At 70.8% G+C, this 18,839-nt stretch carries 17 protein-coding genes; 6 read left to right on the top strand and 11 right to left on the bottom strand.

The window, feature by feature from the left end; genetic code table 11:
* Positions 1-87 precede the first annotated feature (87 nt).
* On the top strand, positions 88-882 hold the full coding sequence (locus K206_RS0107425) for an HpcH/HpaI aldolase/citrate lyase family protein (protein ID WP_029043335.1): 795 nt from the start codon (positions 88-90) through the stop codon (positions 880-882).
* 30 nt (positions 883-912) lie between these two features.
* Here the strand turns inward: K206_RS0107425 and K206_RS0107420 are convergent, their stop codons facing one another.
* Genes K206_RS0107420 through K206_RS0107405 form a run of 4 tightly spaced genes read right to left on the bottom strand, consistent with a single transcriptional unit; the run spans position 913 to position 5,121 of the window.
* Positions 913-1,752 carry an SDR family NAD(P)-dependent oxidoreductase gene (locus K206_RS0107420; RefSeq protein ID WP_020201781.1) on the bottom strand — a complete coding sequence of 280 codons (840 nt, stop codon included), beginning with the start codon at positions 1,750-1,752 and terminating at the stop codon, positions 913-915.
* Positions 1,749-2,603: a citryl-CoA lyase gene (locus K206_RS0107415; RefSeq protein WP_081651346.1), complete on the bottom strand. Its 855-nt coding sequence runs from the start codon at positions 2,601-2,603 to the stop codon at positions 1,749-1,751. The genes K206_RS0107420 and K206_RS0107415 overlap by 4 nt, the downstream gene beginning before the upstream one ends.
* Positions 2,603-4,117, bottom strand: a complete 1,515-nt coding sequence (locus K206_RS0107410; RefSeq protein WP_020201779.1) for a class I adenylate-forming enzyme family protein — start codon at positions 4,115-4,117, stop codon at positions 2,603-2,605. The genes K206_RS0107415 and K206_RS0107410 overlap by 1 nt, the downstream gene beginning before the upstream one ends.
* A gap of 14 nt (positions 4,118-4,131) precedes the next feature.
* Positions 4,132-5,121, bottom strand: a complete 990-nt coding sequence (locus K206_RS0107405) for a tripartite tricarboxylate transporter substrate binding protein (protein WP_020201778.1) — start codon at positions 5,119-5,121, stop codon at positions 4,132-4,134.
* A gap of 100 nt (positions 5,122-5,221) precedes the next feature.
* Between K206_RS0107405 and K206_RS0107400 the strand changes: the two genes are divergently transcribed.
* Together K206_RS0107400 and K206_RS0107395 are read left to right on the top strand one after the other, a co-directional pair.
* Positions 5,222-6,037, top strand: coding sequence for an IclR family transcriptional regulator (locus K206_RS0107400; RefSeq protein WP_020201777.1), 816 nt, complete (start codon positions 5,222-5,224; stop codon positions 6,035-6,037).
* Positions 6,038-6,298: 261 nt separating this feature from the next.
* Positions 6,299-6,745, top strand: coding sequence for a hypothetical protein (locus K206_RS0107395; RefSeq protein ID WP_020201776.1), 447 nt, complete (start codon positions 6,299-6,301; stop codon positions 6,743-6,745).
* Positions 6,746-6,784: 39 nt separating this feature from the next.
* Here K206_RS0107395 and K206_RS0107390 read toward each other — a convergent pair whose 3' ends face one another.
* The 6 genes from K206_RS0107390 to K206_RS0107365 all read right to left on the bottom strand — a co-directional run bounded on the left by K206_RS0107390 (position 6,785) and on the right by K206_RS0107365 (position 14,201).
* Positions 6,785-7,561: a hypothetical protein gene (locus K206_RS0107390; RefSeq protein ID WP_020201775.1), complete on the bottom strand. Its 777-nt coding sequence runs from the start codon at positions 7,559-7,561 to the stop codon at positions 6,785-6,787.
* Positions 7,562-7,656: 95 nt separating this feature from the next.
* On the bottom strand, positions 7,657-8,043 hold the full coding sequence (locus tag K206_RS0107385; protein WP_020201774.1) for a YcgJ family protein: 387 nt from the start codon (positions 8,041-8,043) through the stop codon (positions 7,657-7,659).
* 383 nt (positions 8,044-8,426) lie between these two features.
* Complete coding sequence (gene boxA, locus K206_RS0107380) at positions 8,427-9,713, bottom strand: benzoyl-CoA 2,3-epoxidase subunit BoxA (protein WP_020201773.1); 1,287 nt, start codon at positions 9,711-9,713, stop codon at positions 8,427-8,429.
* Between the two features lie 109 nt (positions 9,714-9,822).
* Positions 9,823-11,250, bottom strand: a complete 1,428-nt coding sequence (gene boxB, locus K206_RS0107375) for a benzoyl-CoA 2,3-epoxidase subunit BoxB (protein ID WP_020201772.1) — start codon at positions 11,248-11,250, stop codon at positions 9,823-9,825.
* Positions 11,251-11,357: 107 nt separating this feature from the next.
* Positions 11,358-13,016, bottom strand: coding sequence for a 2,3-epoxybenzoyl-CoA dihydrolase (gene boxC, locus K206_RS0107370; protein WP_020201771.1), 1,659 nt, complete (start codon positions 13,014-13,016; stop codon positions 11,358-11,360).
* Positions 13,017-13,154: 138 nt separating this feature from the next.
* On the bottom strand, positions 13,155-14,201 hold the full coding sequence (locus K206_RS0107365; protein ID WP_029043332.1) for a helix-turn-helix transcriptional regulator: 1,047 nt from the start codon (positions 14,199-14,201) through the stop codon (positions 13,155-13,157).
* Positions 14,202-14,289: 88 nt separating this feature from the next.
* On the opposite strand from K206_RS0107365, the gene K206_RS0107360 reads away from it, so the two are divergent.
* The 3 genes from K206_RS0107360 to K206_RS0107350 are packed head-to-tail and all read left to right on the top strand — an operon-like array spanning position 14,290 to position 18,003.
* Positions 14,290-14,769 carry a DUF4863 family protein gene (locus tag K206_RS0107360; RefSeq protein WP_020201769.1) on the top strand — a complete coding sequence of 160 codons (480 nt, stop codon included), beginning with the start codon at positions 14,290-14,292 and terminating at the stop codon, positions 14,767-14,769.
* A 36-nt stretch (positions 14,770-14,805) separates the two neighbouring features.
* Positions 14,806-16,359 carry a 3,4-dehydroadipyl-CoA semialdehyde dehydrogenase gene (locus K206_RS0107355; protein WP_020201768.1) on the top strand — a complete coding sequence of 518 codons (1,554 nt, stop codon included), beginning with the start codon at positions 14,806-14,808 and terminating at the stop codon, positions 16,357-16,359.
* Between the two features lie 39 nt (positions 16,360-16,398).
* Positions 16,399-18,003 carry a benzoate-CoA ligase family protein gene (locus K206_RS0107350; RefSeq protein ID WP_020201767.1) on the top strand — a complete coding sequence of 535 codons (1,605 nt, stop codon included), beginning with the start codon at positions 16,399-16,401 and terminating at the stop codon, positions 18,001-18,003.
* A gap of 109 nt (positions 18,004-18,112) precedes the next feature.
* On the opposite strand, the gene K206_RS0107345 is transcribed toward K206_RS0107350, so the two are convergent.
* On the bottom strand, positions 18,113-18,839 hold a 727-nt coding region (locus K206_RS0107345; protein ID WP_020201766.1), incomplete at its 5' end, for an aminotransferase class IV.

Below are 18,839 nucleotides of genomic sequence, written 5' to 3'. Positions count from 1 at the left end.
CAGCAGCGCGGATCGCCGCGATCCGCCGTCGAGAACACGCCGGGGGCACGTGTCGCCTGGCGAAGACCAGCCAGGAGACAAAGCCCGATGCGCGAGAACCGGATTCGAAAGATGTGGGCGGCCGACCAGGCCGTGGTCAATGGCTGGCTCTCCATCCCCAGCAGCTTCGCGGCCGAGACGATGGCGCACCAGGGCTGGGACTCGCTGACCGTGGACCTCCAGCACGGCGCGCTCGACTACCGCGACGCGCTCGCGCTGTTTACCGCCGTGTCCACCACCGACACCGTGCCGGTGGCGCGCGTGCCGTGGAACGAGCCCGGCATCCTGATGAAGGTGCTGGACGCCGGCGCCTACGGCGTGATCTGCCCGATGATCAACACGCGCGAGGACGCGGAGCGCTTCGTCGCCGCCACGCACTACCCGCCGCTGGGCTCGCGCAGCTTCGGGCCGATCCGCGCGCTGCTCTACGGCGGCGCCGATTATCCCGAGCGCGCCAACGAGACCATCGTCACCTTCGCCATGATCGAGACCCGGCAGGGGCTGGACAATCTCGACGCGATCCTCTCGGTGCCGGGACTGGACGCGGTCTACATCGGCCCGTCCGATCTTTCGCTCGCGCTCGGCTGCCGCCCGGTCTTCGACGACGTCGATCCGCCGGTGGCCGCCGCCATCGCCCACGTGCTGGCGCGCGCGCAGGCGCACGGCGTGGTCGCCGGCATTCACAACGGCGCGCCGGAAGCGGCGCTGCGCCGCATCGGGCAGGGCTTCCGCTTCGTCACGGTCGGCTCCGACGCGCGCCTGATGGCCGCCGGCGCCCGCCAGGTGGTGACGCAGATGCGCGCCGGGCAGGCGCCGGCCGGCGGCGGCGCCCAGGGCTACTGACCGCCGGCATGCCGACAATACCAGCGCGCGCTACACGTACTTGCCGGTGATGCCGCCGTCCACCACCAGCTCGGTGCCGGTGACGTAGGCGGCCGCGTCCGAGGCCAGGAACGCGCAGGCGTGCGCCACCTCCCACGCGCTGCCCATGCGGCCCAGCGGCACCTGCGCGGCGCGCGCTTCCTTCGCCTGCTCCAGGCTGGTCGCGGAGAACATGCCGGCCACCGTGGTGGCGATGCGCGGCGTGTCGATCAGGCCCGGCACCACCGTGTTGGCGCGCACGCCGTGCGGCGCGTACTGCTGCGCCAGCATGCGCGTGAACTGGATCACCGCCGCCTTGGTCACGTTGTAGGCCAGGTGCGGATAGCCCAGGTAGCGCATGCCGGCCACCGACGAGATCGCGACGATGGCGCCGCGCCCGCGCGCCACCATGTCGGGCAGCACCTGCTGGCTGGCCAGCAGCAGGCTGCGCACGTTGACGGCGTGGATGCGGTCGAAGTCGGCCGCGCTGGTCTCCAGCGGGCCGCCGGTCTTGCCGATGCCGACGTTGTGATGGAGCACGTCCACCACGCCGAAGTGCTCGCGCGCCTCGGCGAACAGGCGCACCACGTCGTCCTCCACGGCGACGTCGCCGACGAAGGTCTCGGCCGTGCCGCCTTCGGCGCGGATCAATGCGGTGGTTTCCGCGGCCGAGGCCGCGTCGCGGTCCGCCACGCAGACCCGCGCGCCGAGCCGCGCGTAGGTCACGCTCGACGCGCGGCCGATGCTCCAGCCCGGCCCGGCCGAACCGGCCCCCGCCACGAATACCGTGCGCCCGGACAGATCGAGCGGCAGCGCCGGCGGGCGCGCATCCCGCGTCGCGTCCGCCGTCATGCGCCCTCTCCCGCCGCGCGCCCGCCTTCGCCCACGTAGGGAATGGCGTGCTCGACGGTATCCCAGATGAAGCGACCCGACGGGCTCTGCTGTTCCTCGACGATATGCGCCACCAGCCCGGCCGCGCGCGAGATCACGGCAAAGCCGCGCATCACCGCCGTGGGCACGCCCAGTTCGCCCAGCAGCGCGGCTACGGCGCCGGTGGCGTTGATGGTGATGGGCCGCCCCGCCACCGCGTCGACCGCCGCGGACAGGCGCTCCAGCGCGCGGATCTTGTCGCCGCCCAGCTCGGGCTCGGCGCGGCCCATCTCCAGCAGCTTGTAGGCGCGCGGGTCCACCGGCTTGTGCAGGTGGTGGCCGAAGCCGGGCACGTGGGCCTTGATGGACTTGTAGTGCCGCGCGATCTCCATCGCCTCGGCATCCGGGTCGGCGGCCGCGCCGATGCGGTCGAGCAGCTGCGAGCAGTTTTCCATCGTGCCCACGAAGGAGCTGCCCACGGCCAGCAGGCCGGCGGCGACGGCACCCTGCAGGTTCTCGGGCGCGCTCATGTAGATCAGGCGCGTGGCGATGGCGCTGGGCGTGAGGCCGTGCTCCATCAGCACGATCAGCACCACGTCGGTGATGCGCAGGTCCACCGGGCGCGGCGCGCGGCCCAGGATCTGCATCAGCATCACCTCGGTGAAGGTCTGCTTGCCCATCAGGTCCTCGACCAGGTCGGCATCGCGGTAATGCAGGCTGGTGAGCGTGTGCGTGCACAGGCGGGTGACGGGCGTGGCGGCGTTCGAAGCGGCGTTGGTCATGGCTTGGTCTCTTGTTGTGCGGCGGGACGGAGGTGCGGAGGCGCGGACCATCAGGATACGTCGGCGGGCGCCAGCGCGCGGTCGCGCACGGCGGTCTTGAGCACCTTGCCCACCGGCGAGCGCGGCAGGCTGGCATGGAAGTGGATGCGCTTGGGCGTCTGCACCGGCCCCAGGCGCTCGCGCACGAAGGCGATCAGCTCGGCCTCGCTGGCGTGCTGGCCGGGGCGCAGCTCCACCGCCGCCTGCACCGCCTCGCCCCATTTCTCGTCGGGCACGCCGAACACGGTGCATTCGTGCACGGCGGGATGCTGGCCCAGCGCGTTCTCGACGTCGATCGGGTAGACGTTGAAGCCGCCGGTGATGACCATGTCCTTGAGCCGGTCCTTGAGATACAGGTAGCCGCGCGCGTCGATCAGGCCGCGGTCGCCGGTGTGCAGCCAGCCGTCCACCAGGGTCTCGGCGGTCTTTTCCGGCAGGCGCCAGTAGCCGCTCATCAGCAGGTCGCCGCGCGCCACCACCTCGCCCACCTCGCCGGCGGGCAGCAGGCGGCCGTCGGGCGCCATGACGGCCACGTCGCTGAACCACGTGGCGCGGCCCACGGCGGCCCAGTTGCGCTCGTCCTCGAAATCCTCGGGGCGCATCACGGTCAGGTTCTGCGGCGCTTCGGTCTGGCCGTAGGTGGTGCCCAGCACCGGGCCGAAGAATTCGCGCACCTCGCGAATCTTCTCGGGCGGCATCGGCGCGCCGCCGTAGATCAGGCGGCGCAGGTGCGGGAAGTCCGCGCGCGAGGCGCCCGGCAGCGCCATCAGCATGTAGACCAGCGTGGGCGGCATGAAACACACCGTGCCGCCGCGCTCGCGGAAGGCGGTGCGCACGGCCTCGGCGCCGGCCTCGGCCAGCACCACGTGGCAGCCGCCCTGCGCCAGGATCGGCAGCAGGTAGGTGGAGGTGCCGTGCGTGACCGGCGCGGCCACGATGTAGCGCTCGTGCTCGTCGAAGCCCCAGGTGTGGATCTGGTTGGCGATGTTGGCCATCCACGCGCGGTAGGTCTGCATCACGCCCTTGGGCGCGCCGGTGGTGCCGCCCGTGAACTTGATCGCCTGCGTGGCCTCGGGCGGCAGCGAGAACACCGGGCGCGCCGCGCCGGCATGCTGCGCCACCAGCCCCGCCAGCGTGCGCTCGCCGGCCGGCGGCGGGCCGCAGTAGATGCGCTCGCCGGGCGCGCCTTCGAGCAGGCCGGCGCAGGCGGGATCGATCACCAGGATGGACGGCTCGGTCGCGTCGATGATGCGGCGGATCTCCGGCCGCGTGCTCTTGGGATTGAGCGGCACCCAGACCTTGCCGCAGGCCAGCGCCGCCAGCAGCGCCACGATGTGCTCGGCGCTGTTGCGCGCGCAGATGCCGACGCGGCTCTGCGGCGCGGGGTCCAGCGCCACCAGCGCCGCGGCCAGCGCCGCGACCCGCTCGGCCAGCGCGTCGTAGCGGATGGCGCCCTCGGGCGCGTCGATGGCGATGTTGCCGGGCCAGCGCGCGGCCGCGCGCCAGAAGAAATCGATCGGGAACATGCGGTAAATCCTCCTTATTCGGCTTTGGCGCCGGACTGCTTGACGACATCGCGCCAGCGCCTGGTTTCGGATGCGATCAGCTTGCGCAGCTGGTCCGGCGTGCCGGGCTCGGGCGTGGCCGCCAGGTCCTGCAGGCGCTGGCGCACGTCCGGCATGGCCAGCACCTTGCCCAGCGCGGCGTTGAGCCGCTCGACCACCGGCTGCGGCGTGCCCGCCGGCGCGGCGAGCGCGAACCACGACTGCACGTCGAAGCCGGGAAAGCCCGACTCCGCCACGGTCGGCACGTCGGGCAGCAGCGGCGAGCGCTGCGCGCTGGTGATGGCGATGGCGCGCAGCCGGCCGGCCTTCACGTGCGGCAGCGACGACGGCGTATTGTCGAACATCGACTGCACCTGCCCGCCCAGCAGGTCGGTCACGGCCGGCGCGCTGCCGCGGTAGGGCACGTGCAGCATGTTGAGCTTGGCCTGCATCTTGAACATCTCGCCCGACAGGTGGATGGACGAGCCGCTGCCCGACGAGGCGAACGTCACGCCCTCCGGCGCGCTCCTGGCCAGGCGCATGTAGTCGGCCAGCGTCTTCACCGGCAGCTTGGGGTTGACCACCAGGATGTTGGGAATCCGCGCGATCAGGCCGACCGGCTCGAAGTCCTTCTGCGGGTCGTAGCCGAGCTTGTCGTACAGCGAGGCGTTGATGGTGTTGGCGATGGTGTAGACGTAGAGCGTGTAGCCGTCCGGCGGCGACTTGGCCACCAGTTCGGCGCCCACGTTGCTGTTGGCGCCGGCGCGGTTGTCCACCACCACCGACTGGCCGAGCTGCTCGCCGAGCTTGACCGCGACGAGGCGGGCGATCACGTCGGTGGCGCCGCCGGCGGAATAGCCGACCACCAGCCGGACCGGCTTGGTCGGCCACGCGGCGGGCTGGGCCCGCAGGGCCGGCGCGGCGCCGCAGGCGAGCGCCGCGGCGAATGCCAGCAAGCGCCGGCGCAGTGCGTTGTGCGAAGTCATGTTGTCTCCTGTTTTGGCGGTGCGATGCCGTCTCGGGCCCCCTTCTGACCGCGCTGCGGCATACTGCGGGGTGGCTCCGTCGACCGAGAAATTCTTCCCCATGCCTGCCCGCACTGCCAGCCGAAACGTCCGCCAGCCGGACGTTCACTCCGCCGCCGAGGCGGCCGAAGACTGTGGCGCGCGCACCCTGCGGCGCGGCCTGCAACTGCTCGACGCGGTGCTCGACAGCGGCCGCGACGGCCTGCGCGTGGTGGACCTGTGCCGCATCGCGGCGCTCGAGCGCGCCACCGTCTACCGCCTGCTGGCGACCCTGATCGAGAGCGGCTACGTGGCGCAGCGCGGGCGTTTCCGCTACGTGGCGGGACCGCGTGCGGCAGCGCTGGCGCAGCCGCGCGCCACGCCCGGCTTCGCCGCGCGCCTGCAGCCGGTGCTGGCGCGCGTGAGCGCCGCCTGCGGCGACGCGGCCTTCGCCATCGTGCGCGAGGGGCCGATCTCGCATTGCATCGCGCGCCACGTGGGCACGCACCCGGTGCAGATCCTCGTGATCCAGATCGGCACGCGCCAGCCGCTCGGCGTGGGCGCCGCGGGGCTGGCGCTGCTGGCCGCGCTGCCCGACGAAGAGATCGAGCGCTGCATCGCCGCCAACGCGCCGGCGCTGGGCCGCTACGGCGGCATGACGCCCGAGCGCATGAAGATCCTGGTGCGCTCCACGCGCGAGCGCGGCTGGTCGGTGATCGGCAACCATGCCACCAGCGGCGTGCTGGCGGTCGGCATGGCGGTGCACGCGCCGGACGGCGAGCCGGTCGCGGGCATCAGCGTGGCCTCCACGCTGGCGCGCATGCCGCGCGAGCGGCAGCAACTGATCGCGCGCGCGATGCGCGAATCGCTGGCGGCGCTGTTGCCGAAGGGGTTGTGAGGAGACGCGGCGCGCGACCCGCGAAGTCGCACCGCCGGGCGACAGACTGATGACCGCCGGCGCATCGGCGCCGGCAGTTCAGTAGCCGCGGGACGGGACGCGCGGAACGCGCGCGCCGGCATGCCTGTTGGCTGGACAACGCCAGGTGGCGCGAGTAGCCTACCCGGGCCACCGTGACGTGGCAGACCCGTCATCCACCAGGATGAGGCAACCCCCCAGGCTCAGACCGGGCACCGGCCCGGCCACACTCAAGAGGCCCCCATGAGCATCACCAGCAAGCTTCGTTTCGCCGCAACCATCCTCGGCACCGCCGCGGCCCTGAATGCCGCCTGCCTGTACAGCGGCAGCGCCGGCGCGCAGACCGTCAACGCGCCGCCCGCGGGAACGGCCACCGCGACGCCGGACAACGCGGTGCTGCTCACCGTGTTCCTGCGGCACGACCAGTCGCGCCCGCTCAGCGAGCTGAACGCGCAACTGGCCAAGCAGGGCTTCTACAAGGCGTTTCCGCCGGCGGGCGTCGAGGTGGTGAGCTGGTACGTCGCGATGGGGATCGGCCAGGTCATCACGCTGCGCCTGCCCGCCACGCGCATCCGCGAGGTCAACCGCGTGCTGGAAGACACCGCCTGGGGCGCGTACCGCACCGAGTTCTACCCGACCTACGACTACAAGGCCGTCGGCCTCGCCGAGCACGACAAGGCGGCCAAGTAACCGGGGATCGCGCGGCCGGGGCCGGACCCTGAGCGGACCCTAAGCGCCGGCGATGAGTCTTGCGACCCGGGCCAGGTTGTCCGGGCTGACGTGAATCAGTCCCCGGCCCGGCACGTCGATGTCGGCGATGAGGGCGAGCGAAATCGAGATGACCGCGGGAAACACCACGAGGAGCCCGCGGTGATTGCGAACGCCGGCGCTGTAGCCGATGAGCGCGCTGCAGAAGGCGGCCAGCGCCGTGATCAGGCCCCAGGCCGCGGGTGGTATCTGGCTTCGCCAACTGGCCGTCGAATTCTCATACGAACCGAGCAAGTCGCTCATTGCGGACACCGGCAGCACGGCGACCGGATTCGGCTGCCTTCCGGCGTTCCGCGCCACGATCGCCCACATCTGCGACCTGAGCAGATTCGCATTGCCGGCCAGCTCATCCGTCTGCCTGCCGTGGCCGGTCTGATAAAAACCCAGCCGCGCATCCAGATACTGCCGGAGCAAGCCGCGCACTTTGCCGGCGTCCTCGCCCGGCAACAGTTCCGCCTTGAAAAAGGCGGACTCGATCCTGTTGGCCTCCATTGCCTCGTTGGCCTGGCGCGCGTTGTATCCGCCGATGGCAAGCGAGAAGGCGAAGCCCACGACCAGCGCCAGCAGCGTCAGCGTGGCGCTCAGGACCACCCTGATATCGTCGGTGGCCCCCGATTCGGCGTTCCGCACATACCTGGCGCCAACCGCGCCGCACGCGCTCACGACCGACAACAGGGCAAGGTACTGCAGGAGCAGCGGCCATGAATAAGGCACGACGTGGTAGAACTGGTGCAGCATGGCAATGTTTTCCAGGGGCCGGATTCGATCACAACGCCGCGCGGCGACGCTCGATGCTTAATTCCTGATGTCTTGCTTCCCGACGCGCCGCCGCGTCATTGCCCGAACAGCAGGCGCGTGTACTTGGGCGAGTCCACGCCATCCCGAACGCCGTTCTTGTCGAAATATCGGCCGAACCGGCACACGCGCTGATTGGCATCGCAAAACAGACCCGATTCGAACGTGAATGCCGTCAGGTCGAATTCTCCCTGGGAGCGCAATCTTTCCACCGCCTTCCTGCCAAGGTATTTCTCCGTCAGCGCGTAGGATATTCCGCCTGCGCCCGCGCACACGTAGCGGTCGCACAGGACCCCCGCTCCGGGCGAGAACACCTTCCCCGGCTTTGCCGCCCGGGCAGGCGCGGCAAGCACGGCCGCAAGCAACAGCGGGAGGAAACGGACGAAGCGGACGAAGCGGACGAAACGGACGAAACATCTGATCATGACTCCCTCGGCATCTCTTGTCTCCCAATGCGATCGCCGCCGCGAGGATCTCCCCGGGCAAGACCGGAACCAGCCTTGACGCGCTTCTCGCGGAAATTCGCCGATGTAGTATGCCATCAGCCAACGGCAACGTGACGTCTCCGTGGCCAGCAAGACCGGTCACGCGCATTTGTCCGGCGCCGGGCATGCCGCATTGAACGGCAGCCCGCCTGTCCCGCGCGCGGGGATTGGCTGGAAAGATCCGCCGCAGGAAGCGGCATGACGGGCCGGCGGCGGTTGCGCGAACGGCAAGCCGCGGGCATGTGGAATTCGATGATGTGCATTCGATGGCGTTCGGGCGGAACGCCATCGCGGAGGGCTCCGGGCCGGCGCCGGCCCGCCGCTCAATACGTTTCCAGGTGCAGCCGCCCCTCGCGCCTGAGGTCGGCGCCCAGCGTCTCCCACGACAGCCCGGCCTGCTGCGCCACGTCGCGCAGCGCCAGCACCACGCCCTCCTCCATGCTCTTGAGGCCGCACACGTAGAAATACGTGTCGGGGTCGGCCAGCAGCGCCGCGAGGTCGGCGGCGCGCTCGCGCATGGCGTCCTGCACGTAGCGCCTGGGCTGGCCCGGCGTGCGCGAGAACACCATGTTGATGTCGATGAAATCCCTGGGCAGGTTCTGCAGCGGGCCGAAGTAAGGCAGTTCCTCCCTGGTGCGCGCGCCGAAGAACAGCATCAGCTTGCCGCCCTCGAACTTGCCCGACTTGCGCAGCCGGCGGCGCCATTCGGTCATCGCGCGCATGGGCGCGCTGCCGGTGCCGGTGCAGATCATGACGATGTTGGAGCGCGGGTGGTTGGGCATCAGGAAGCTGCTGCCGAACGGGCCGATCACCTCCACCTTGTCGCCCACCTGCAGGTCGCACATGTAGTTGGACGCCACGCCGCGCACGGGATTGCCCTGGTGGTCTTCCAGCACGCGCTTGATGGTCAGCGAGAGGTTGTTGTAGCCGGGCCGCTCGCCGTTGCGCGCGCTGGCCACCGAATACTGGCGCGCGTGGTGCGCGCGGCCGGCGGCGTCCACGCCGGGCGGCACGATGCCGATCGACTGGCCTTCGAGCACCGGGAACGGCAGGGCGCCGAAATCCAGCACGATGTGGTGCGTGTCGTAGTCGTGCCCGGCCTCGCGCCCGACCTCGGTCACGCGCACGTTGCCGGTCACGGTGGCGGCGATGGTCCTGGCGGCCTTGGCGCCGTACAGGTTGGTGTAGGCATGCGCGGCCGACCACGGCGGCACGGTGGCGCCGTACTGCGCGCTGTTGAACGCCTCCTCGCCGCTGGCGGCGGCGGGCAGCGAGACGACGGCCGGCGGCGGCGGCTCGGCGCCGGCCGCCACGCCGGCGGCGGCCAGCTGCTCGGGCGTGAGCTCGGCCGGCAGCTCGTCCCAGCCGAGCTGCTCGTCGATGCCGTAGGCGCGCGCGCGCGGCATGGTGCGCCAGTTGTCGATCGAGCCGGTCGGGCACGGCGAGATGCAGGCCATGCAGGCGTTGCATTTGTCGGCATCCACCACGTAGTTGCGCGCGTCGTGCGTGATGGCCGCCACCGGGCAGGTGGCTTCGCAGGTGTTGCAGCGGATGCAGATCTCGGGGTCGATCAGGTGCTGCCTGACGACCTGGATGTCGGACATGTCCAAGGCGATCTCCGGGTAGCGTGCCCCCTGTGGCCGGGGGCTTCCCCATTGGCTTGCGGCGGCAGGCGCGGGGGTCCCTGCCGCAGGTAGCGCCCGCGCGCGGGCGCGGCGCTCAGTTGAAGCGCACGTACTCGAAATCCACCGGCTGGCGGTTGATGCCCATCACCGGCGGCGCGATCCAGTTGGCGAACTTGCCGGGCTCGACCACGCGGCCCATCAGGCTGGACACGAAGGCGCGGTCGCCGTCGCTGGGCAGCCACTGGTCCACGTTGTCGCGCCATTCGGCCTCGGAGACCACGCGGCCGTCCGGCGAGATCTTCACGCCCGAGAGCGCGCCGATGTTGCGGTGGAACGCCTTGTGCGGCACCTTCAGGCGGAACGGGATGGCGGCCTTCTCGATGACCTTGTTCCAGCGCTCCACGCCGGCCATGCTGTCCTTGATGTAGTCGTCGCGCAGCACTTCGTTGAGCGCGTTGAGCAGCGGCACTTCCTTCTCCACCAGTTGCCCGCCCACGGCCTGCAGCACCTTGTAGCTCTGGCCCTTGAGCACGTGGTCGTCGGTGCGCTTGCCTTCTTCGTAGCGGCCCTTGAGGCCGGTGCTGTAGAAGGTGGCGGCGTTGCTGGACTCGTCCGCGCCGAACAGGTCGATGGTGACGCTGTAGTGGAAGTTCAGGTAGCGCTGGATGGTCGGCAGGTCGATCACGCCGGCCGCGCGCAGGCGGGCCGGGTCGTCGGTCTTGAGCTCGTTCATGACCTGGCAGGTGCGCTGGATCACGCGCGACACGCCGCTCTCGCCCACGAACATGTGGTGCGCTTCCTCGGTCAGCATGAACCTGGTGGTGCGCGCGAGCGGGTCGAAGCTCGATTCGGCCAGCGCGCACAGCTGGAACTTGCCGTCGCGGTCGGTGAAGTAGGTGAACATGAAGAACGACAGCCAGTCCGGGGTCTGCTCGTTGAACGCCTGCAGGATGCGCGGATTGTCCTGCTGGCCGCTGCGGCGCTCCAGCAGCGCCTCGCCTTCCTCGCGGCCGTCGCGGCCGAAGTACTTGTGCAGCAGGTAGACCATCGCCCACAGGTGGCGGCCTTCTTCCACGTTGACCTGGAACAGGTTGCGCAGGTCGTACATGCTCGGCGCGGTCAGGCCGAGGTGGCGCTGCTGCTCGACCGAGGCCGGCTCGGTGTCGCCCTGGGTGACGATGATGCGGCGCAGGTTGGCGCGGTATTCGCCGGGCACGTCCTGCCAGGCGTCCTCGCCCTTGTGGTCGCCGAAGTGGATCTTGCGGTTGGCCTCGGCCGGGTTGAGGAAGATGCCCCAGCGGTAGTCCGGCATCTTCACGTGGCCGAAGTGGGCCCAGCCCTGCGGGTCCACGCTGATGGCGGTGCGCAGGTAGATGTCGAAATTCTGCGAGCCGTCCGGGCCCATGTCGTTCCACCAGCTCAGGTAGTTGGGCTGCCATTGCTCGAGCGCGCGCTGCAGCGTGCGGTCTTCGCTGAGGTTGACGTTGTTGGGGATCTTTTCGCTGTAGTTGATGCCGGACATCATTGTCTCCGTGGCTGGCTGTGCTGCGTTGGCTTGGGTGGAGAAGGATCGGTGCCGGCCGCGGCGCCCCCACCGGGAAACGCGCCGCGCCGCCGGGGGCGTGCGGTCTAGACGCGGTTCCAGTCGAACGCGGCCTTGTCACCCTTGCCGTAGACCTTGAGCGCGCCCTTCTCGCCCACGGCGTTGGGGCGCTGGAAGATCCAGTTCTGCCAGGCGGTGAGCCGGCCGAAGATGCGGGTGAACATGTTCTCGGGGCCGTTGAAGCGCAGGTTGGCTTCCATGCCGGTGAGCGCGTCGGGCGACATGGCGGCGCGCTCCTCCAGCGCGATGCGCACTTCGTCGGTCCAGTCGATGTCGTCGGGGTTGGCGGTGACGAGGCCGAGCGCGTGGGCCGCGTCGGCGTCGAGCGGCTGGCCGGCGCGGGCGCGCACCGCTTCGAGCGCGGGCTGCTCGTCGTAGAAGCGGCGGCCCAGGCGGCTTTGCCCCGTCACCATCGGGTAGAGGCCGAAGTTGGCCTCGGCCACGGTGATCTTCGGCGCGCGCGCCTCGTCGTCGGGCAGCGCGAGGTGGTAGCTGCGGTCGCAGGCCAGCGCCAGTTCGAGGAAGGTGCCGGCGAAGCACGAGCCTGGCTCGATCAGCGCGAACAGGCTGCGCGACGACACGTCCAGGCGCGCCAGCGTGCGGCGCAGCAGGCCGATGGTCTCGCGCACCAGCCAGTGGTCCTTGTGCGCGAGCAGCGTGGCATCCATCGCCAGCACGTCGGCGGCCTCGCCCTCGGTCTTGATCAGCCAGGTGCCGATGTCGAGCTCGTTGGTGCGCATCGACAGGATGGCGTCGTCCAGCTCGCGCGCCAGCTGCAGCGGATACCACGCGGCGCCCGCCTCGGCGATGGCGCCGAGCGTCCGCGGCTGCGTGGCCGACGGCGCCCTGACGACGAAGGTGGCGCGGCGCGCGGCGCGGTCGATCTCCACGCTCACGTGCTCGTAGCGCAGCGCATCGGCGTCCACGCCGCGCCGAAGCGGGGTCAGCGCCACGCCGCGGCCGTCGGCCGGGCGGTCGCTCCGCGCGGCCAGCGCCAGCGCGCGCTCGCGCACTTTCTGCGCGAACACGGCGGGCTTGGCGATGTCGTCGACGAGGCGCCAGTCCCTGGCGCGCTGGCCGCGCACGCCTTCGGTGGTGGTGCAGAAGATGTCGGCGAGGTCATGGCGCACGTGGCGCTTGTCGGTCACGCGGGTCAGGCCGCCGGTGCCCGGCAGCACGCCCAGCAGCGGCACCTCCGGCAGGCTCACGGCGGAGGCGCGGTCGTCGACCAGGATGATCTCGTCGCAGGCCAGCGCCAGCTCGTAGCCGCCGCCGGCGCAGGCGCCGTTGACCGCGGCGAGGAATTTCAGGCCGCTGTGCCGCGACGAGTCTTCCAGGCCGTTGCGGGTCTCATTGGTGAACTTGCAGAAATTCACCTTCCAGGCGTGGCTGCTCACGCCCAGCATGAAGATGTTGGCGCCCGAGCAGAACACGCGGTCCTTGCCGCTGGTGACCACCACGGTGCGCACCTCGGGATGCTCGAAGCGGATGCGGTTGACCGCGTCGTTCAGTTCGATGTCGACGCCGAGGTCGTAGCTGTTGAGCTTGAGCTTGTAGCCGGGGCGCAGGCCGGCGTTCTCGTCGATGTCCACCGCCAGCGTGGCAACGGGACCGTCGAACGTCAGCTTCAGGTGCTTGTATCGGGACGGGTCGGTCTGGTAATCGACGCGGGGGGCGGTAGTCATGCGGTGTCTCCTCGGCAGCGAAGCACGATAGTGCAATGATCGGGAATCTGGTGGAACGAAATATAGTTCCCACCAAAACCAACGTCAAGCACTATTGTGCATCTTTTCTGCCGAGGCGTCTGAAACGCCCCTCCGCCGCTAGAGCGGCAGCCGCAAGGCCCGCCGCACCACGTCCCGCAGCGCCTGGAACGTCTCCTCCAGCGGCTCGGCGCTGGTGTCCACGCTGAACTCCGCCTTGGAATAGAACGCCGCGCGGCCGGCCAGGATGTGGCGCAGGTCTTCCATCGCCTCCTTGCTGGCGGCCATCGGCCGCAGGTCGCCCTGGGCGCGCACGCGGCTCATGTGGTCTTCCGGGTCGGCCTGCAGCCACACCGTGGTGCAGTGGGCCAGCAGCAGGTTGAAGGTGGCCGGGTCGGACACCAGCCCGCCCGGCGTGGCGATCACCGCCTCGGGATAGATCTGGATCGCCTCCTCCAGCGCGCGCCGCTCGTAGCGGCGGTAGGCGTTCATGCCGTACAGGCCCTGGATCTCGGAGATGCTGCAGCCGGCGAACTGCTCGATCTCGCGGCTCAGCTCCACGAACGGAAAACCGAGGTCCTCGGCCAGCATCGCGCCCAGCGTGGACTTGCCGGCGCCGCGCAGGCCGATCAGCGCCACGCGCGGGCTGCGCGCGGCGTTGCCGCCGCCGGTGCCCAGCATCTCGCCGATGGCGATGCGCACGCGCCGCAGCGTGGCTTCGTCGCGGTGCTCCAGCAGCTCGCGGATCAGCAGCCATTCCGGCGACGAGGTGGAGACGTCGCCCAGCAGCTCCGCCAGCGAGCATTGCAGCGCGCCGGCGACGTGCTGCAGCACGAGGATGGAGGCGTTGCCGCTGCCGTATTCGAGGTTGGCGAGGTGCCGCTCCGACACCCCGGCGGCCAGCGCGGTGGCCTTGCGGGTCAGGCCGCGGCGCGCGCGCAGCTCGCGCACGCGCTCGCCCAGGCCGGCCAGCAGCGCGTTCCGCTCGCCGGCGTTGGCGGCCGCGGAAGCGGCGTCCTGACCGGCGGCCGGCTGCGCACCCGGTTGTGCATCCGGTTGTGCTGCGCCGGCCTCGCCCTCATCCAGCGCGGTCTCTTGCTCGATCGGCTGCTGGATCGGCTGCTCGATCGGCGTTAACCCGGTCGCATGCAATATATTGCTTGACATGATTTCTCGTCGGCTCTATGTTTCACACATGCACAATAATGCATGAAGCGTGGGTATGCAACCCGGCTAAGTCTAATGGAGCCCCCAGATGTCCCCAACCGAATTTCATGCGCAGGCATTCCGCGCACGGATCGCGCGGCTGACGGCCGAGATCGCCGGCCGCCCGCTCGATGCCGCCCTCGACGCCTGGCTCAACACCGAACACGGCGCCGGCAGCCCCGCCTACCGCGAACTGAAAGCCGCCTGCGAGACCGGCGTGGCCGAGGGCTGGCTGTGCGACCGCGAAGGCGGCGGCATCCGCTACGGCCGCATCTTCAGGCCGGACGACGAACTGCACGGCTTCTCGGTCGACGTGGTGGACATGCGCAACATCGCCGGGCCGCACCACGTGCATCCCGAAGGCGAGATCGACCTGATCATGCCGCTCGAAGGCGACGCGCGCTTCGACGGCCGCCCGGCCGGCTGGCTGGTCTGCCCACCGGGCAGCGCGCACCGGCCCACCGTCACGCAGGGCCGCGCGCTGGTGCTCTACCTGCTGCCCGCCGGGCGCATCGAATTCACGCGGTGAATTCGCACTAGATTCACACCACAGGCAACCCGCATCATGACCGAACTGCTTTCCAACCATCTCGGCGGCCGCTGGCAGGCCGGGACCGGCGCCGGCACGGCGCTGCGCGACCCCGTGCTGGGCCACGAACTGGTGCGCGTGGACGCCGCCGGGCTCGACCTCGCCGCCGGCTTCGCCTTCGCCCGCGAACAGGGCGGCGCGGCCCTGCGCGCGCTCGGCTACCGCGAGCGCGCCGCCCTGCTCGGCGCCGTCTCCAGGGTGCTGCAGGCCAACCGCGACGCCTATTACGACATCGCCACCGCCAACAGCGGCACGGTGCGCAACGATTCGGCGGTGGACATCGACGGCGGCATCTTCACGCTCGGCACCTACGCGAAGCTCGGGGAGTCGCTCGACGCGCGCCGCTTCCTGCTGGACGGCGAGGCCGCGCGCCTGGGCAAGGAGCCGCTGTTCCAGTCGCAGCACGTGCTCGCGCCCACGCGCGGCGTGGCGCTGCTGATCAACGCCTTCAACTTCCCCGCCTGGGGGCTGTGGGAGAAAGCCGCGCCCGCGCTGCTCTCGGGCGTGCCGGTCATCGTCAAGCCCGCCACGGCCACGGCATGGCTGACGCAGCGCATGGTGCGCGACGTGATCGAGGCCGGCATCCTGCCGCCCGGCGCGCTGTCCGTAGTGTGCGGCAGCGCGGCCGGCCTGCTCGACCAGTTGCAGCCGTTCGACGTGGTGTCCTTCACCGGCTCGGCCGCCACCGCCGCGCTGATCCGCTCGCACGCGGCGGTCACGCGGCGCTCGGTGCGCGTCAACATCGAGGCCGACAGCGTCAACTCGGCGCTGCTGCTGCCGGGCGAAGCCGCCGGCGGCGAAGCGTTCGACCTGCTGGTGCGCGAGGCCGCGCGCGAGATGACGGTCAAGTCCGGGCAGAAATGCACCGCCATCCGCCGCATCTTCGTGCCCGCGGCGCTGTACGGCGCCGCCGCCGAGGCCATCGGCGCGCGCCTGCGCAAGACCACCGTGGGCAACCCGCGCAACGACGCGGTGCGCATGGGCGCGCTGGTCAGCCGCACGCAGCTGGACGCGGTGCGCGAGGGGCTGGCTTACCTGCGCGAACAGGCCGAAGTGCTGCACGACGGCGCCACGCACGCACTGGTCGACGCCGACCCGGCCGTGGCCTGCTGCGTCGGCCCCACGCTGCTGGGCGTGCGCGATGCCGATGGCGCCGACCGCGCCGACCGCGTGCACGACACCGAGGTGTTCGGCCCGGTGGCCACGCTGGTGCCCTACCGCGACGCCGCCCACGCGCTGGCGCTGGTGCGGCGCGGGCAAGGCTCGCTGGTGGCCTCGCTGTACGGCAGCGACGCCGCCGCGCTGGCCGCCGCCGCCATCGCGCTGGCCGACAGCCACGGCCGCGTCCACGTGGTCTCGCCCGAGGTGGGCCAGTCGCACACCGGCCACGGCAACGTCATGCCGCAGTCGCTGCACGGCGGCCCGGGCCGCGCCGGCGGCGGCGAGGAACTGGGCGGGCTGCGCGCGCTGAACTTCTATCACCGGCGCAGCGCCGTGCAGGCCGGCACCGGCGTGCTGGCGCAACTGTAGGCCGGGCGCACGACCCGCCACCCACCAGGGGAGACAAGCATGACCACCGACACGCCCGCGCAGCCGCCGGGCACGCCCTTCAATTTCGCCGCGCACCTGATCGCCCGCAACGCGCGGCGCGCCGGCAAGACCGCCTATATCGACGACCGCGGCAGCCTCAGCTACGGCGCGCTGGCCGAGCGCGTGCGCCGCCTGGCCGCCGCGCTGCGGGACTGCGGCATCCACCGCGAGGAGCGCGTGCTGCTGCTGATGCACGACTGCAACGACTGGCCGGTGTCCTTCCTCGGCGCCATGTACGCCGGCATCGTGCCGGTGGCGGTCAACACGCTGCTCACCGCCGACGACTACGCCTACATGCTGGAACACAGCCGCGCCCAGGCGGTGCTGGTGTCGGCCGCGCTGCTGCCGGTGCTGCGCCAGGCGATGGCGCAGGGCGGCCACGAAGTGAAGGCGGTCATCGTCTCGCACCCGGACGGCGCGCCCGCCAATGACGCCAATGACGCCGCCGACGCCGACTACGCCGGCACCGTCGCGCTCGACGCACTGCTCGCGCGCCACGCGCCGCTGGCCGCGCCCGCCGGCACCGGCCCCGACGACCCCGGCTTCTGGCTCTATTCGTCCGGCTCCACCGGCCGCCCCAAGGGCGTGCTGCACAGCCAGGCCAACCCGTACTGGACCGCGCAACTGTACGCCGGCCCCATCCTCGGCCTGCATGAAAACGACGTCTGCTTCTCCGCCGCCAAGCTGTACTTCGCCTACGGGCTCGGCAACGGCCTGAGCTTCCCCCTGAGCGTGGGCGCCACCGTGGTGCTGATGGCCGAGCGGCCCACGCCCGAAGCCACCTTCCGGCGCTGGCTGGAACACCGGCCCACGGTCTTCTTCGGCGCGCCGACCGGCTATGCCGGCATGCTCGCCTCGCCGGCCCTGCCCGCGCGCGGCGCGGTCGCGCTGCGCCTGTGCTCGTCCGCCGGCGAAGCGCTGCCCGCCGAGCTCGGCGAGCGCTTCACCGCCCACTTCGGCTGCGAGATCATCGACGGCATCGGCTCCACCGAGATGCTGCACATCTTCCTCTCCAACCGCCCCGGCCAGGTGCGCTACGGCACCACCGGCTGGCCGGTGCCCGGCTACGCGGTCGAGCTGCGCGACGAGGAAGGCCGCCCGGTGCCCGACGGCGAAGTCGGCGACCTCTACATCCAGGGGCCGAGTGCCGCGCTGATGTACTGGGGCAACCGCGAGAAATCGCGCGAGACCTTCCGCGGCGGCTGGACCAAGAGCGGCGACAAGTACGTGCGCAACCCCGACGGCAGCTACTGCTACGCCGGTCGCAGCGACGACATGCTCAAGGTCAGCGGCATCTACGTCTCGCCGTTCGAGGTGGAAGCCACGCTGGCCCAGCACCCCGCCGTGCTCGAGGCGGCCGTGATCGGCGTGCCCGACGCCGCCGGCCTGACCAGGACCAAGGCCTTCATCGTGCTCAAGCCCGGCGCGCGGGCCGGCGAGGCCGAGCTCAAGGCCTTCGTCAAGGAACGCCTGGCGCCCTACAAGTACCCGCGCGTGATCGAGTTCGTGCCCGCGCTGCCCAAGACCGCCACCGGCAAGATCCAGCGCTTCCGGCTGCGCGAGCTGGAAGGCGCGCCGGCCTGACGCCGGGTCGCGCAAAGCGCCACGATGGCCGCGTACCTGCCGACGGTCTGCTCCCCTCTCCCATTGCATGGGAGAGGGGAGCAGACCCGCAGTCGTTCCGCGGCGCGCCTCACGCCGCCGCCTTCGCCTCCTGGTACGCCGCATACAGCCGCTTGAACACCGGCCCCGGCACGCCCGCGCCGATGGTCTTGCCATCGATGGTCACCACCGGCAGCACTTCCTTGCTGGCCGAGGTCAGCAGCACCTCGTCGGCCGCGAATACTTCCTCGCGCGCGATGCGGCGCGCCTCCAGCGAAATGTCCAGCCTGGCGCAGAGCTCCTCCATCCAGCCGTAGCGGATGCCTTCCAGGATCAGGTTGTCCTTGGGCGGCGCGCTGACGCGGCCCTGCGTGACGATCCACACGTTGGACGAGGACGCCTCGGTCAGGAAGCCGTCGCGGAACTGGATGCTCTCGGTGACGCCATGCTCGGCCGCGTTCTGCGCCGCCAGCACGTTGCCCAGCAGCGAGGTGGACTTGATCTGGCAATGGAGCCAGCGCTTGTCTTCCTGCGTCACGCACACCACGCCCTGCTCGCGCATCTGCGCCGACGGCGGCGTCATCGGGTTGGTCATGATCAGCACCGTCGGCGTCACCTCCCTGGGGAAGGCATGGGCGCGCCGCGCCACGCCGCGCGTGACCTGGATGTAGACCATCTGGTCGGACAGCCCGTTGGCCTTGACCACGCGGTCGATCAGCGCCATCCATTCGGCCTCCGTATGCGGATTGGGAATGCCGATGGTTTCCTGGCTGCGCGCCAGCCGCGCCAGGTGCTGCGGCAGGCGGAACGGCCGGCCG

This window comes from Cupriavidus sp. WS, assembly GCF_000395345.1.
Lineage (GTDB): Bacteria > Pseudomonadota > Gammaproteobacteria > Burkholderiales > Burkholderiaceae > Cupriavidus > Cupriavidus basilensis_B.
The sequence above is the reverse complement of the archived record's forward strand: the minus strand, read 5'-3'. Positions and strand labels throughout refer to the sequence as shown.